The sequence below is a fragment of the Rhizobium sp. SEMIA4064 genome, from assembly GCF_003025035.1.
Lineage (GTDB): Bacteria > Pseudomonadota > Alphaproteobacteria > Rhizobiales > Rhizobiaceae > Rhizobium > Rhizobium paranaense.
This window is the reverse complement of record NZ_PYJN01000019.1, coordinates 610,387-624,925: the sequence shown is the minus strand read 5'-3', so window position 1 is coordinate 624,925 and position 14,539 is coordinate 610,387. Positions and strand designations below refer to the sequence as shown.

At 62.5% G+C, this 14,539-nt stretch carries 12 protein-coding genes; 3 read left to right on the top strand and 9 right to left on the bottom strand.

Annotated features, from left to right (window positions below; all coding sequences use genetic code 11):
* Window positions 1-46 precede the first annotated feature (46 nt).
* Complete coding sequence (locus C9E91_RS16720; RefSeq protein ID WP_107109376.1) at window positions 47-1,633, top strand: aldehyde dehydrogenase (NADP(+)); 1,587 nt, start codon at window positions 47-49, stop codon at window positions 1,631-1,633.
* A 209-nt stretch (window positions 1,634-1,842) separates the two neighbouring features.
* Here C9E91_RS16720 and C9E91_RS16715 read toward each other — a convergent pair whose 3' ends face one another.
* From C9E91_RS16715 to C9E91_RS16700, 4 genes are all read right to left on the bottom strand, one after another.
* Window positions 1,843-2,748 (bottom strand): AraC family transcriptional regulator, encoded by a 906-nt coding sequence (locus C9E91_RS16715; RefSeq protein ID WP_107109375.1) that lies wholly within the window; start codon window positions 2,746-2,748, stop codon window positions 1,843-1,845.
* Window positions 2,749-2,965: 217 nt separating this feature from the next.
* Window positions 2,966-4,195, bottom strand: coding sequence for an adenylate/guanylate cyclase domain-containing protein (locus C9E91_RS16710; protein WP_107109374.1), 1,230 nt, complete (start codon window positions 4,193-4,195; stop codon window positions 2,966-2,968).
* Window positions 4,196-4,228: 33 nt separating this feature from the next.
* Window positions 4,229-5,845, bottom strand: coding sequence for a DHA2 family efflux MFS transporter permease subunit (locus tag C9E91_RS16705; RefSeq protein WP_107109373.1), 1,617 nt, complete (start codon window positions 5,843-5,845; stop codon window positions 4,229-4,231).
* Between the two features lie 108 nt (window positions 5,846-5,953).
* Window positions 5,954-7,120 (bottom strand): HlyD family secretion protein, encoded by a 1,167-nt coding sequence (locus C9E91_RS16700; RefSeq protein ID WP_107109372.1) that lies wholly within the window; start codon window positions 7,118-7,120, stop codon window positions 5,954-5,956.
* Between the two features lie 136 nt (window positions 7,121-7,256).
* Here C9E91_RS16700 and C9E91_RS16695 point away from each other — a divergent pair, with 136 nt between their 5' ends.
* Both C9E91_RS16695 and C9E91_RS16690 read left to right on the top strand, forming a co-directional pair.
* Window positions 7,257-8,159: a LysR family transcriptional regulator gene (locus C9E91_RS16695; RefSeq protein WP_107109371.1), complete on the top strand. Its 903-nt coding sequence runs from the start codon at window positions 7,257-7,259 to the stop codon at window positions 8,157-8,159.
* 115 nt (window positions 8,160-8,274) lie between these two features.
* The gene (locus C9E91_RS16690) at window positions 8,275-9,258 is read left to right on the top strand and encodes a substrate-binding domain-containing protein (protein ID WP_107109484.1); all 984 of its coding nucleotides are present in this window, start codon (window positions 8,275-8,277) and stop codon (window positions 9,256-9,258) included.
* A 65-nt stretch (window positions 9,259-9,323) separates the two neighbouring features.
* Here C9E91_RS16690 and C9E91_RS16685 read toward each other — a convergent pair whose 3' ends face one another.
* The 5 genes from C9E91_RS16685 to C9E91_RS16660 all read right to left on the bottom strand — a co-directional run bounded on the left by C9E91_RS16685 (window position 9,324) and on the right by C9E91_RS16660 (window position 14,472).
* On the bottom strand, window positions 9,324-10,589 hold the full coding sequence (locus C9E91_RS16685) for an ABC transporter substrate-binding protein (RefSeq protein ID WP_107109370.1): 1,266 nt from the start codon (window positions 10,587-10,589) through the stop codon (window positions 9,324-9,326).
* A 137-nt stretch (window positions 10,590-10,726) separates the two neighbouring features.
* Window positions 10,727-11,563, bottom strand: coding sequence for a carbohydrate ABC transporter permease (locus C9E91_RS16675; RefSeq protein ID WP_107109369.1), 837 nt, complete (start codon window positions 11,561-11,563; stop codon window positions 10,727-10,729).
* Entirely contained in the window at window positions 11,560-12,483 is a 924-nt protein-coding gene (locus C9E91_RS16670; protein WP_107109368.1) for a carbohydrate ABC transporter permease, read from the bottom strand. Before C9E91_RS16670 ends, C9E91_RS16675 begins: the two co-directional genes overlap by 4 nt.
* Entirely contained in the window at window positions 12,476-13,639 is a 1,164-nt protein-coding gene (locus tag C9E91_RS16665) for an ABC transporter ATP-binding protein (RefSeq protein ID WP_107109367.1), read from the bottom strand. The genes C9E91_RS16670 and C9E91_RS16665 overlap by 8 nt, the downstream gene beginning before the upstream one ends.
* Window positions 13,636-14,472, bottom strand: coding sequence for a metallophosphoesterase family protein (locus tag C9E91_RS16660; RefSeq protein WP_107109366.1), 837 nt, complete (start codon window positions 14,470-14,472; stop codon window positions 13,636-13,638). Before C9E91_RS16660 ends, C9E91_RS16665 begins: the two co-directional genes overlap by 4 nt.
* Between the last annotated feature and the right edge of the window lie 67 nt (window positions 14,473-14,539).

Genomic DNA, 14,539 nt, shown 5'->3' with positions numbered 1-14,539 from the left:
CTGAGGGGCGCAACTCCCGGCGCCCTGGCATCATCAAGGAATACCCATGACACAGTCTTTTGTGATTAGCGGCGATCTGCTGATCGGCGCGGATTCGACCGGCGACAACAAATCCGTGCGCGCCATCAACCCGGCGACCGGCGCGAATCTGGAACCAGCCTTCGCAATCGCTAGCGAGGCGGAGGTCGCCCGCGCCTGCGAGCTGGCGGGCAAGGCGTTCGATATCTATCGCGCCACCAGCCCCGAGGCACGCGCGACGTTCCTGGAGACGATCGCGACCAATATCATGGAGATCGGCGATGCGCTGATCGAGCGCGCCACCGAAGAAACCGGCCTGCCGGTCGCTCGCCTTCAGGGCGAGCGCGCCCGTACCGTCGGTCAGCTCCGGCTGTTCGCGCAGGTGGTTCGTTCGGGCGAATGGCTCGACCTGCGTGTCGATCCGGCGTTGCCGGAGCGTAAGCCGCTGCCGCGTTCGGACCTGCGCCTGCGCCAGATCCCGCTCGGCCCTGTCGCCGTCTTCGGCGCCAGCAACTTCCCGCTCGCCTTCTCGGTTGCCGGTGGTGATACCGCTTCGGCGCTGGCCGCTGGCTGCCCTGTTGTCGTCAAGGGCCATCTTGCTCATCCGGGCACTGGCGAACTGGTCGGCCGCGCCATCCGCGCCGCCGTCGTTGCCTGCGGCCTGCCGGAAGGCACCTTCTCGCTCCTGACCGGCGCCAATGAGACCGGTGCCGCGCTGGTGCGCAATCCGCATATCAAGGCGGTTGGCTTCACCGGCTCGCGCGCTGGCGGTGTGGCGCTTGGTGCAATCGCCGCAGCCCGGCCGGAGCCTATCCCGGTCTATGCGGAAATGAGCAGCGTCAACCCTGTCTTCCTGTTCCCGGCAGCGCTTGCGGCTCGCGCGGAAGCGATCGGCACGGGCTTCATCGACTCCCTGACGCTCGGCGCGGGCCAGTTCTGCACCAATCCGGGCCTGCTTTTTGCGATCGAAAGCCCCGATCTCGACCGTTTTGTGCAGGCTGCCAGCGATGCCCTTACCGGCCGCGCGCCGGCACCGATGCTGACGCCGGGCATTCACGCTGCCTTCGACAAGGGCGTTGCCGCACTGGCAGAGCATGACGCGGTCAAGACCGTGGCTCACGGCGCACCGGCCGAAGGCGTCAATCGCAGCCCCGGCATTTTCTTCGAGACGGATGTCGAGCCTTTCTTGGCTGATGAGCGCCTGGGCCACGAAGTTTTCGGCGCGGCAAGCCTTCTGGTGCGGTGCAAGGACATCGAACAGATGATCGCGGTCGCGGAAAAGCTCGAGGGTCAGCTCACTGCGACGCTGCAGATCGAAGCGGATGACCATGCCGTTGCCGCCAAGCTGCTGCCGGTGCTGGAGCGCAAAGTCGGCCGCATTCTCGCCAATGGCTGGCCAACCGGCGTCGAAGTCAGCCATGCCATGGTGCATGGCGGCCCGTTCCCTGCGACATCGGACAGCCGCACGACCTCGGTCGGCACGCTCGCTATCCGCCGCTTCCTGCGCCCGGTATCCTACCAGGACCTGCCGGAGGGGCTGTTGCCGGTCGAGCTTCGCGATGACGGCGTCAAGTCGCTGCCGCATCTGCTGGATGGCGTGCGCGGCGGCAACTGAGGGCGCCATCTCGACCTACCCTCGCCCCATCGGGAGTCCGAAGGACGGTTGAGACCCATGGCTCAACCCCGTTATGGGTAGCGCGGGGTGAGCGGGCGTTAAAGGCAATCTGACAGATAATGGTGCGGCGCTTTTGCGCCGCGCCCTCATCCGCCATCCTGAGTCTGTCGAAGGACGGGCATCTTCTCCCCGAGGGGAGAAGGAGGCTCTCAAACAACCGTAATCGGTGCCATATCGAAAGTGGCCGATATCTGCGATTCCCGCCATCGCCCCGGCGTGAGGCCGACGGAATGCGAAAAGACGCGGGTCAGGTGGCTTTGATCCGAAAAACCGCACATCAGCGCGATTTCGGCAAGCGGCATTCCTGCCCGCATCAGCTCCTTGGCGCGATCGACGCGGCGTTGCATCACCCAGCGATGCGGCGGGATACCGGTGCTGCGCGCGAAGGCGCGGGCGAAATGGCTGGTGGAGAGGCCGCAGTCGCTGGCAAGCTGCGCCAGGGACACATCCTGATCCAATCGGGCATTGATCGTGTCGCGGGCGCGGCGCAACTGCCAAGGCGTCAGGCCGCCGACCACGGTGGATCGCGTCATCTGCATGCGGCCGTAGCGCTGGGCGATATGGGCATTGAAGGCCTTGCCGACATGATCGATGAACAATGCGCTGACGCGATCCGGTTGTTCGAGGGCCGGGGTCAGGCAGGAAAACAGGTTTTCGATGACGGTGTCGCCGCTGGCGATGCCGGGCGCGAGGGGAAGTTCGATGATACGCTCAGTGCCAAGCGTGTCGGCGATCTGGTCGAAGGTCCGGCGCGACAGATAGATATTGGTCGTTTCCTCGCGGCGCATCTTGCCCGGCGGGTCGAGGATGAGGCTGGCAAGCCCTATCGTGCCTTGCGGAAAGGGAATGACGGGAACGAAGTATTCGCCGAGCTTTATCCGGTCCAGCGCCGGCTCCTGACGCTGCAGGCCAAGCACGAAACCGGCTTCACCGGCACGGCCCCCAGCCGTCTCGGGACAGTCCAGGGCAATTCCGTTTTTGCATAGGACAGCTTCCAGCGCAGACGCTGGCGTGCTCAGCCTGAAATAGTCTTCCGACCCCGCACCATGATGCATTGTTGCTACGCCCCAGCCTCACAACAACCGGCCCCTTCTCAGACCGATGCCAGTGACGATTACCAATTTTCGGACCACTATCCTAGATAGAGTGGCGCGAAAGCAGCAAATTGAGTCCAGGTGTGATATAAATGTCCTATCGCTAATATGTCATCCGCGTCAGCAGTCTCACTGCCGCAATCGATGGGGATATCCTCGCTCTGAGGCAGGATAGACGTCATCGGATGGGTGGCACAAACAGCTCGATTTCTTCGTCAAATCCCTTGAGCGGTCGGCTGCCGATCGAGATGCTCGGTTGATAGCCGAGCTTCTTGGCAAAATCCTCTGACATCAGCAGCGGCTCGCCGCTATCGCTGCACACGCCCTGTATCCGGCTGACGAGATTGACGTCGGGGCCGATGACGGTGAAATCCAGGCGGCGGCCTGAGCCGATATTGCCGTAGCTGACTTCGCCATAGTGCAGGGCGATGCCGGCCTGCAGGCGGGCATCGGGGAAATGCAGCGTTTCGAGGCGGGCGAGGATGGTATTGGCGGCGGCGAGCGCGGCATCGCTGGAGCGGGTTGCATCGTAGCCGGGGAAAACCGCGAGAACGGCATCGCCCATGAATTTCAGGACTTCGCCGCCTTCGCGGGCGATTGCCGGCACGACAGCGTCGAAATAGACGTTCAGCAGCTCCAGCACCCGCTCGCCGGGCAGGCGGTTGGAAAGTTCGGTAAAGCCGCGGAGGTCGCAGAGCATGAGCGCGGCCTCCATGGTCTCGATCTCGCCCTTGCGGATATGGCCGGCGAGGATGCGCTGCGCCGTCATCGGACCGATGTAGATATCGAGCAGGCTGAGCTCGACCTGGCGCAGCGTCCGCAGTTCGCAGGCATTGCGCAGCGACGGCATGATGCGCTCGATCAGTTGCCGTTCCGATGCCGTGAAGCCGCCGGGACGTTTGGTGGCGAAAGAGGCAGCACTGACGGGACCGTCGGCATTGCAGAGCGGCACGATCATCAGTTCCACCAGACCACGGCCGGCAAATGTGTCGAGCTGTTCCCACCGGTCGCCATCGTCGCCCCGGCCAGCAATGACGATGTCGCGGGTGTTCATGGCCTTCCATAATGCGCTGTGCAGGAACGTCTCGGTAATGGCCCCATGCTCGCGGTCGCGGATCTGTACAGGCTCGTTCGGTGACCAGGCGATGGAGCGGCCGAGGATTTCCGGATGTAGGGTCATGAGATGCAAGCTCAGCCGGTCGAGGGGAAGGCCGAGGCTCCTTAGGCGACGACCGAGGCCGAAGGTCAGGCCGGCCTCATCCAGCGCGTGGGCCTCGTCGCCCGAGAGCCATTCGATGAGGGCGAGGATGGCGGCCGGGCTGATGGCGCCCCGCTCGGAGACAGGATTTTCGATATCGAGAAGATCAGACAATGAAGCTGCTGCCTGGCGGGTTTTGACGGTGGTCATGATCGTATCTCCTTGGGGGCGGGGGCGCGGCGCTTAGTGAGCGCCGCCGCCTTCGATATGGCCGGGTTTCTTGAGTAACAGGCTGGCGATAAGCGCGGCGACCAGCGCGATGCCGAGTAAGTAGAAGGTGTCGCTGTAGGCCATGATATTGGCCTGTTCCCGCAGGCGCAGCGCGACGGCGACGATGGCCTTGTGCTGGGCGGTCGCAACGTCCGAGACGCCCTGGTTCATGAAATAGGCAGTCAGTCGTGCGATGCGGGCGCGGGTGGCTTCGTCGAAGACCGTGACCGAGTCCGTCAGAATGTTCGAATGGAACTGTTCACGCTTCTGGGCGAAGGTCTGCAGCATGGCGATGCCGACCGCGCCGCCGAGATTGCGCATCATGTTGAAGAGCGACGAGGCGGAACCGGCATTTTCTTTTTCAATGCCCGAAGTAGCGATGGCCGACAGCGGGGTAAAGACGAGAGCTTGGCCGATGGCGCGGACGATGTTCGGCCAGAACAGTTGGTCACTGGCATAGTCGGCGGTCATGTAGATGTTCATGAAGTTCGAGGTAGCGAAGAGGGCGAAGCCGACGACGATCATGATGCGCAGGTCGATACGCTTCATGAGGCGCGGAACCAGCGGGATCAACAGGAGCTGCGGGATGCCGGTCCAGGCGAGCACCATGCCGATCTGCTCGGAATTATAGCCCTGAATGCGGGTCAGGTAGATCGGCAGGATGAAGACTGAGCCATAGAGCGCGATGCCGAGCAGGAAGTTGGCGACGATGCCGAAGCCGAAGTTGCGGCGCAACAGCAGGCGCAGGTTCAAGAGCGGATGGGAGGCGCGCAGCTCGATGATCAGGAAGAGGGTCAGCGAGACGGCGGCGATGACCGACAGGCGGACGATGAAGGGCGAGCCGAACCAATCGTCCTTGTTGCCTTCTTCCAAGACGGTCTGCAGCGCGGCGAGGCCGATCGCCATGGTGACGATGCCGGGCCAGTCGCCCTTGGCGAGTAGGCCAAGGTTCATCGGCGCGCGGTCGAGCGAAGCCCAGAGCATGCCGACCATGATCGCGCCGGGAACCAGGTTGACGTAGAAGATATATTCCCAACCCCAGTTCTCGGTGAGATAGCCACCGATCGTCGGGCCGATGGCCGGCGCGAAGGTGGCCGACAGCGCAAAGAGGGCAAGGCCGATGGGCTGCTTGGCCTTGGGCAGCAGCGTGATGATGATGGTAAAGGCCATCGGGATCAGCACGCCGCCGGAAAAGCCCTGAATGGCGCGCAGGATGATCATCTGCTGGAGGTTGGCGGCGAAGGCGCAGGCGACCGAGAAGATGAGGAAGAGGATGGCGTTGACCAGGAGATAGGTGCGCACCGAGAACACGCGGACGAGCCAGCCGGTCAGAGGAATGACGACGATCTCGGCGATCAGGTAGGAGGTCGAAATCCAGCCGCCGTCATCCGTGCCGGCGCCGATCGCGCCCTGTATGTCGGCGAGCGAGGCGTTGACGATCTGGATATTCAGGACCGCCATGAAGGCGCCGAGGGTGGAGCCGATGACGGCGGTCCACATCTTCAATGGGCTCATGGTTGCCGCGCCACCGGCGAAGGGCACGGGTTTTGCGGAGGAATTGCTATTTGTGGCGATCTGAAGCGTAGCCATGACGTTTCTCCTCTGGCTCTCTGGGAGAGACAGTCTCACGGGGAGGTCCAAGTGATAATCGAGGAAGGAAGGGAAGGATCATCCAGTCTGGCTGGATAATCCCTCGTCTCAGTGTCCGCCTTGAACTGCGGCCTTGGTGTCGATCTCGGGTTCGACCGACATGCCGGAGCGGAGCAGGCCGGCAAGGCTTGCATCGTCGAGCGTGATCTTCACCGGGATGCGCTGGACGATCTTGGTGAAGTTGCCGGTGGCGTTGTCCGGAGGCAGCAGAGAGAATTCCAGGCCGCTTGCCGGCGATACACTGTCCACACGGCCTTTGATGGCGGCATCAGGGAAGCTGTCGACCTTGATTTCGACCGGCTGGCCGGGGCGGACATAGGTCAACTGCGTTTCCTTGAAGTTGGCGACGACATAGACCGCGTTGAGCGGAACGACGGCCATCAACTGCGTACCTGCCGTGACGAACTGGCCGATCCGCAGCGTGCGGGCGCCGACTGTGCCGCCTACGGGGGCGACGATTTCGGTATAGGAAAGATTGAGCTCGGCCTGATGGGCGGCGGCGGCGCTGCGGTCGCGCTGGGCAACGGCCTGGTCATGCTGGGTTTGAAGGACCGCGATCTTCTTCTGTTCGGCAACGAGAGCGGCTTGATCGCGCTGGAGATTGGCTGCGGCTTGATCACGGGCAGACTGGCTCTGCTCGGCGCGCTGCGTTGTGCCCGCGCCGTTGCGGATAAGGTTCTGCGAGCGTTGGGCATCGGCCTCGGCGAAGGTCAATGACGCCTGCGAGGCGACGATGGTGGCCTTGGCCTGGTCGATGACGGATTGCTGCAGGGCGATCTGCGCATCGAGATTGGTAACGGCCGCCCCGGCTGCCTTGACGTCGGCCTGGGCCTGGGTCAGCGCTGAGCGATAGTCGCGGTCGTCGACATGGGCGAGCACCTGGCCGGCCTTGACGTGATCGTTGTCGTTGACCAGCACCTCGGCGATGTAGCCGGAAATCTTCGGAGCAATGGTGGTGTAGTCAGCCTTCACATAGGCATCGTCGGTCGATTCGATGAAGCGGCCGGTCGTCCAGTAATGATAGCCATAGTTGCCGGCGAAGGCGGCGCCGGCCAGCAATGCGACGGCAATGATGGAGCGCTTGACGATTTTGCTGCCCGACTTGTTCTTCGGGGTTTCGGCGGCGGGGGTTCCAGTAACCGGAGCCTCGGCGACGGCGGGGGTTTTGACATCTGCTTCCAGAACGAACTGTTCCTTGCGCGGCAACTCAACCATTGTCTCTCTCCATGGTCTCGACCTCTGGGCGGAGGCCGGTGTTTCGTTGCCTGGAGAATGCTCCCTGACGCGTCGCGTGATAATGTGCTTAAATCGGGAAGGATCATCAACTCAGAGCGGATAATCGAGGGTCAATATGGACAGGCTGACGAGCCTCCAGGTGTTTGGGCGCGTGGTGGAATGCGGCGGGTTTTCGGCAGCGGCCCGGCGTCTCAACATGTCGGTCACCATGGTCGGCAACCATATACAATCATTGGAGGATCGCCTCGGCGTGCGACTGCTGAACCGCACCACGCGCAAGGTCAGCCTCACCGAAACCGGCAAGCTCTATTACGAGCGTTCCAGCCAGATTCTCGCCGATCTGGAGGAAGCCGACAGCGCCGCGGGCGCTGCGACCTCGACGCCGCGCGGCACACTGAAATTCTACACCAGCACGCATATCACCCGCTTCCTGTCGCCCGTCATCAGCGAGTATCTGAGCCTCTATCCTTCCGTGACGGTCGATTTGAGCATCGGCGAACGGATGATCGACCTGATCGAAGAAGGCTATGATCTCGCCATCCGCACGACGATGCCGCCCGATTCCAGCTTGGTAGCACGGCGATTGACGCCCTGGCGGCATGTACTCGTCTGCTCGCCGGACTATCTCCGGACGCATCCCGCCGTGACGGAGCCTGCCGATCTCGCGAGCCACAATTGCCTGCGTTACTCCTATTACCCCTATGGCGACGACTGGCGTTTTTTCACCGAGACCGAGAAACAGATTGATGTGAAGGTCGGCGGCAATATCGTCACGACGAGTGCCGAGACCTTGCGCTATATGGCGCAGAACGGGCAGGGTGTCTTCCTGGCGCCCAGCTTTCTCATCATGGACGATCTGGCCTCCGGCGCGTTGGTGCGGATGCTGCCGGACTACAAGCCGGCGGAATTCTCGATCAACGCCATCTATCCCAACCGCACCTATCTGCCGACGAAAACCCGGATCTTCATCGATCTCGTCGCGGAGCGTTTTGCGGAACATCGGAAATGGATGAGCTGAGAGGGACAAAAATCCTTCAAATAACTGTCACGGACCTCGGATAAATAGCCGGCCACTCCAGTAGCTCGATATTATCTCGTTGCTGCCGGACCTGAAGCCGGAGGTGCATGAGATCATGTCGACGCTCCAGCAGGTCGCCTTTCGTGCCGGCTGCTCGGTTGCGACGGCCAGCCGGGTGCTGAATCGCAACGGCCCGGTCAGCGACGAAATGGTGCGCCGCGTGCGTCGCGCCGCAGCCGAGATCGGCTATCGGGCGGGCAGCCGCAGCGGTAACGGCCGGCCGGCCATTGGCGTGCTCATTCCCAGCATCACCAATCCTGTTTTTGCGGCATCGCTTTCGAGCATCCAGAACAGGGCGTTGCATGCCGGGCATAGCGTACTGATCGCACAATCGAATTATGATCCGGCCCAAGAGGCCGATGCCGTCGCCTCGCTTCTCCAGCAGCAGCCGACCGGACTGATCCTCACGCTCTGCGATCCCGAACGCAGCCTGGTTTTGCCGTCTGCCCTGCCGCCGACCGTATTGCTCGGCAATCTGCCGACCGCTCGCTTCACCGCAGCCGTCGCGACCGACAATTTCGGTGCGGGCCGGGATTTGACGGGTCATCTCCTGCACAAGGGGCATCGCCGCATCCTGTTCATCTCCGGCCATTTTGCGGCATCGGATCGGGCGAAACTGCGCTATCTCGGCTATGTCAAAGCGATGGAAGCGGCGGGACAGCAGCCTCTCGATGCCCTTGAGATTTCCTTCGTGAGCAGCCTGGAACAGCTCGATCTTTCGGATGCGGTTTCGAGGCTAAGCCCGACGGCGATCATTGCTTCCAACGATCTTCTCGCGCTCGGTGTCATGGGTGCGCTTCGGCGCCAGGGGCTATCGATCCCGCGCGATATTTCCGTCGCGGGCTTCGACGGGCTTTCCCTCGGCCTGTTGGCGGAAGTTTCGTTGACGACGGTGGAAATACCGGACGGGACTATCGGGGCCGCGGCTGCCTCGCTGCTGCTCGACATGGCGGAAAATGCCGCCCCGCCGCGTCATCTGACCGTGCCCTATCGGCTGCGCTCGGGTGGAACAGTACGCAATCTCACCATTCCGTGTTGATGCATCGCCGCAATTGAAAACGCCGCCTCTCCGAGGAGAAGCGGCGCGGATTTTGCGATCAGATATCAGCTACGCGGCAACATGCCTTCGACATCGGAAGCAGCGTCATCAAGTGCTTCCTTCGGCTTGGCCGAGCCGTCGACGATGCGCGATAGGTTGTCGACGATGGTCTGCGTGACCTTGACTCCGTTGGCGCCCGGGAAGGCGTACCAGGGGATCATGACCGACATCTGGCTGAGGCCTGCCTGGAACAGTGGGTTCTTCTTGTAGAAGTCGCCGAGATATTCAGGAGATTTGGCGGCGAGTTCGTTGTTCGGAACATAGCCGGTGCCGGGAACGACGACCGAGGCGCCATAGGGGCCGGCGGCGAACTTGGCGAACTTCCAGGCAGCTTCTTCCTTGACCGGGTCATGGGTCAGGATGACGACGGCGTTGCCGCCGGTCGGCAGGCGGCCGTTGACCGGGTCGATCAGCGGGATCTTGGCGGTGCGCAGGTCGAACTTGGCGCCGACATTCTTGATGGTGTTGACGAGTGCACCGGTGGTCTGGAATTCGAAGCCGACCTTGCCGGCAGCGAAGGCTTGCTCGCCGGCAGGCTTGGTGAAGACCGGCATGCCGCCTTCCTTGACGAAGCGCTCGATCAGATCGACGGCCTTCTGTCCCTCAGGACCGTTGAAGGCAACTTTCGTCTCGTCGTCGCTCAGCATCTTGCCGCCGGCGCCGAAGAGGAGAGCGGAGAACATCCAGTCGTCGCCCTGCCAGCGGAAGTCCATGCCGTCGACGCCGTTGCCGAGCGCCTTGATTTTGCCGGCGAGCGCGATGACTTCATCCCAGGTCTTCGGCGGGTTGTCCGGATTGCCACCGGCAGCCTTCACCAGGTCGGCATTGTAATACATGATCGGGTTCGACGTCGCGAAGGCGAGGCCGACCTGCTTGCCCTTGACCTGGGCGAGCTTCAGGATCGTGTCCGAGAAGCCCTGGTCGGCCATGTTGCCCTCTTTTTTGACGAGGGGGCCGAGATCGACGGCGACATTGCGCTCGTCCATCATGCGCAGGCGGTTGAGGCCGATGAAGGTGACATCGGGCATTTCGCTCGTGCCGGCCTGGCGCAGGATGGTCTGGATGCCTTCCTCATAGGTGGCCGAAGGAGCGGCGAACTGGATCTTGATGTCGGGGTTTTCTTCCATGAACTTCTTCGAGATCGTGTCCATCACGTTCTTGAAGAAGCCGGGCATGGGATAGTGAACAGTCAGGGTCGTTTCGGCGTAGGCCGGGACCGTCACGACCATCGAAATGGCCGCGGCGGCGAGAATCTGGGTGATATGCTTCATCGCTCGTTCTCCTGTCGAGCATGATGCCGAAAAATGCATGCGGTTTTCGGACGACATCATGCTCTACTTCTTTGATTCTAGAGCGGATTCAGATTTTAGATCGATACGATCTAAAATCATCCGCTCTAGGGAACCAGTCAGCCTTTGAGACCGGTCATGGTGATGCCCTCGACGAAACGCTTCTGTGCGAGAAGGAACGCCGCGACGAGGGGAAGGGTGATGATCAGGGTTGCCGCCATGAGGGCGCCGTAGTCGTCGCCGGCTTCGGCGGCGCGGAAATACATGAGGCCCAGCGGCGGGGTGGCGTAGTCCTGCTTGCTGATGACAATCAGCGGCCAGTAGAGGTCGTTCCAATGCGCGACGACCGAGAAGATCGCGAAGGCCGTAACTGCGGGCCAGGCATTCGGCACGATCACACGAGCGACGATGCCGAGTTCCGACATGCCGTCGAGGCGGGCAGCGTGGATCAGATCGTCGGGCATGGCGCGGAAGAACTGCAGGAACATGAAGATCGCGAAGACCGAGATCGAGAAGGGCGCGACGAGGGCCGTATAGCTGTTCAGCAGCGATAGGCTGTTGAAGCCGACATAGAGCGGCAGAGCCGTTGCATGGATCGGAATCAGCAGACCGAGCATGACCAGCACCATCATCATGCGTGCGGCTGGAAATTTCAGCTTCGCCATAGCGTAGGCGCAAGGGATGGCGATCAGCACTTGGAAGAAGAAGATCAGGCCGCAGACGAGGACGCCGTTGAGCAGCAGCGTGCCCATCGGCACCTTGCTCAACGCATGGGTGATGTTCTCGATGTAGAAGAAATGCGTCGGGATCAGCTTCAGGGCGGAGGTGAAGATATCGTCCTGCGCCTTGCCGGCGGTCGAGATCATAAAGATGTAGGGCGCCAGGAAGACGAGCGAGCCCAAGATCAGCGCTGAGAGGCGCAGGATGCGGCCGGGAGTGAAGCCTGTCGAGGTCATGTGTAATGCACCTGCCGGTCTTGAACGCGATATTGCAGGAAGGTCAGCACCACTAGGATGGCGAGAAACACGGTCGTCATCGCCGAGGCGTAGCCGACCCGGAGATAGACGAAGCCTTCCTGGTAGATGGTGAAGAGCAGCACTTCCGAGGCATGGTTCGGGCCGCCGTCGGTCAGCGTCTTGACGGTATCGAAGACCTTGACGGCGTTGATGATGCTGATCGTGGTGACGAAGAGCGTCGTCGGTCCGAGCATCGGCCAGGTGACCAGCCAGAAGCGGTCGAGCGCCGATTTCGCACCATCCACTTCGGCGGCGGCGTAGAGTTCGCGCGGGATGGCGGTGAGGCCGGCGAGGAACAGCACCATGTTGAAGCCGACCGACTGCCAGACGCCGATGATCGACAGGCTGTAGAGCGCGGTCGCCGAGGAGCCGAGCCAGTTCGGGCCGCGTACACCAATCTCGGCCAGAAGCGCGTTGATCGGGCCGATGGTCGGATGGAAGAGATATTGCCAGACGGTCGCCATGGCGACGATCAACGAGGCGACGGGCAGGAAGTAGGCCGTGCGGAAGAAGCTGCGGCCGATGCCTTCACTCTCGATCAGCAGCGCCACGCCGAGGCCGAGTACGATCGAGACGGGCGCGACGATGGCGGTATAGACCGTCGTGTTCCACAGGGATTTCTGGAACGTCCGGTCCCGAAGCAGGTGTGCGAAATTCTCGAAGGCGACGAAGCGGAAGCTTTTGTCGCCGAGCTGGAAATCGGTGAAGCCGAGGAAGACGACGGCGACGATCGGCAGCAAAATGAAAATCACGATCAGGACGATGGCGGGCAGCGCCAGCAGCAGGGCCGTGCGGGCTTCGCTGCGCTCGCGCGCCGCCACCGACTGCATCGGCATCGACGTGGCGGCCATGCTAGCCATGGGCTTTCTCCCTGGCGGCATCGGCCGCAACAGGCACGGCGCGCAGACGGCGGCCATCTTCGGCAAAGACCATGGCCTGTTCCGGCGCCAGCGTCAGGGCGACGGGCATGCCCGCGGATAGGCCATTCGCATCGGCGGGGGTGAGCTTGGCGATCATGCTTTCGCCGATGCCATCGAGCCGGGCGTGCAGGATGACTTCGGAGCCGAGGAATTCCATCCGTTCGATATGGGCGGCGAGTGCATCCTGGCGACTGTCGGCCAAGCGGACGAATTCCGGACGGATGCCGAGCGTGACCGCAGTGCCTGCAAAGCTGGTTTCTGCGAGCGCCAGCCTGATGCCGCCGAAGGCGACGATGCCGTTTTCGGCCAGGGCCGGCAGGAGGTTGATACGCGGCTGGCCGACGAAGCGGGCGACTTCGATATGGGCCGGATCGTCATAGATCGTCTGCGGAGAGGCGAGCTGCAGCAACTGCCCACCGATCATGACGGCGACGCGATCGGCCATGGAAAGCGCTTCGGCCTGATCATGGGTGACGTAAACGGTGGGAACGCCGGCGCGGCGATGCAGGTCGACGATCTCGCCGCGGGCATGGACGCGCAAATTGGCATCGAGATTGGAGAGCGGCTCGTCCATCAAGAAGACGCTCGGCTGGCGCACCATGGCGCGAGCGAGCGCCACGCGCTGACGCTGGCCGCCGGACATCTGGCCGGGCTTGCGGTCGAGCAGATGGTCGATCTTCAGCGAAACCGCCATCTCGCGGACATCGCGGATGATGCCGGAGCGGATGTTCTTTTGACCCGGCAGCAGGGCGCCGATGAAGGGCAGGCGCTGTACGCGCGTCAGGCGGCGCATGGCGAGCGGCACGGCGATGTTTTCCGACGCCGTCAGATGCGGATAGAGCGCGTAGGACTGGAAGACCATGGCGATGTTGCGGTCGGCCGCAGCAACGCCGGAGACGTCGCTGCCGCCAAGGATGATTTCACCGCTGTCGGCGTGATCGAGCCCCGCGAGAATGCGCAGCAGCGTGCTCTTACCGCAGCCGGACGGCCCAACGAGGGCAATGAACTCGCCCTGCTCGACCTCGAGGCTGACGCCCTTGAGGATGGCGTTGCCGCCGAAGGACTTGGCGATGCCGCGAAGCGAAAGCGCGCTCATTCGGTCGGCTCCTTCTGTGCCTTGGGTGCGGCCTGCGGATAGACTTCCATGACAACGTCATCGAGGAAGTAAGCCGTCATGCCGGGCACGGCGACGAGCTCGGTCGATACGGTCTCGCCAAGCTCATGGATAGCGGCGCCGATCAGCCGTTCGCCGGGCATTTCACGTTCCATCTTGTCGAGGATGAAGGCGCCGGGCGGTGCCCATACCAGCTTCGTGTCGTTGAAGCCGCCTTCCCAGGTCCAATGCAAATGGCCGCTGCCGAACAGGGCCACGTCATGGGCCGCGATTAGATCATAGAGCCGGCCGCGCTGCACCGGGCGCACGCTCCAGTAGCCGGTATCGCCCTCATCCGGCGCATCGACGAAGAGCGGCTTGTGGGCGAAAAGGGCAACGCGGCGGTCGCCACGGCTTTCGAGCATATCCTGCAGCCAATCGAACTGCTTCTGTTCCTCGGCATCCTCGAAGCCCATCAGCAGGCTGTTGAGGCCGATCAGCCGCCAATTGTCGACGTCCTTCGCCCAATAGTCGGGACCGACGAGACGACGCCAGCGTTCCAGCCGCTCCGGATTGACGGGCTGATACGAGCCGGGCAGGTGGCCGACATCGTGGTTTCCGGGCACGATGAGCATCGGCGCGGAGACCTGCCGCATCATGTCCATGGAAAAGAGGAGATCTTCGTCCTTGTCGGCGCCGTCGACGCTGAGATCGCCGGTGTGAACGACGAGATCGGCGCCAGTCGCCTCGATCCATTTCGCCAGCGGCTCCCAGTTGCCGTTGAAATGCGGCTTGTTGGGGCTCAAATGCGTGTCGGTGATCTGGATGATCTTCAAGGCGCGTCTCCGAGGTCTTCAGAAAGGGTGCGCCTGCAAAGGGATTGCCTTCAAACTGGCGCGTCTC

Bases quoted from the DNA above. Each gene is read 5' to 3' on its own strand.
- C9E91_RS16720 (WP_107109376.1), top strand. From the start codon at position 47: ATGACACAGTCTTTTGTGATTAGCGGCGATCTGCTGATCGGCGCGGAT.
- C9E91_RS16715 (WP_107109375.1), bottom strand. From the start codon at position 2,748: ATGCATCATGGTGCGGGGTCGGAAGACTATTTCAGGCTGAGCACGCCA.
- C9E91_RS16710 (WP_107109374.1), bottom strand. From the start codon at position 4,195: ATGACCACCGTCAAAACCCGCCAGGCAGCAGCTTCATTGTCTGATCTT.
- C9E91_RS16705 (WP_107109373.1), bottom strand. From the start codon at position 5,845: ATGGCTACGCTTCAGATCGCCACAAATAGCAATTCCTCCGCAAAACCC.
- C9E91_RS16700 (WP_107109372.1), bottom strand. From the start codon at position 7,120: ATGGTTGAGTTGCCGCGCAAGGAACAGTTCGTTCTGGAAGCAGATGTC.
- C9E91_RS16695 (WP_107109371.1), top strand. From the start codon at position 7,257: ATGGACAGGCTGACGAGCCTCCAGGTGTTTGGGCGCGTGGTGGAATGC.
- C9E91_RS16690 (WP_107109484.1), top strand. From the start codon at position 8,275: ATGTCGACGCTCCAGCAGGTCGCCTTTCGTGCCGGCTGCTCGGTTGCG.
- C9E91_RS16685 (WP_107109370.1), bottom strand. From the start codon at position 10,589: ATGAAGCATATCACCCAGATTCTCGCCGCCGCGGCCATTTCGATGGTC.
- C9E91_RS16675 (WP_107109369.1), bottom strand. From the start codon at position 11,563: ATGACCTCGACAGGCTTCACTCCCGGCCGCATCCTGCGCCTCTCAGCG.
- C9E91_RS16670 (WP_107109368.1), bottom strand. From the start codon at position 12,483: ATGGCTAGCATGGCCGCCACGTCGATGCCGATGCAGTCGGTGGCGGCG.
- C9E91_RS16665 (WP_107109367.1), bottom strand. From the start codon at position 13,639: ATGAGCGCGCTTTCGCTTCGCGGCATCGCCAAGTCCTTCGGCGGCAAC.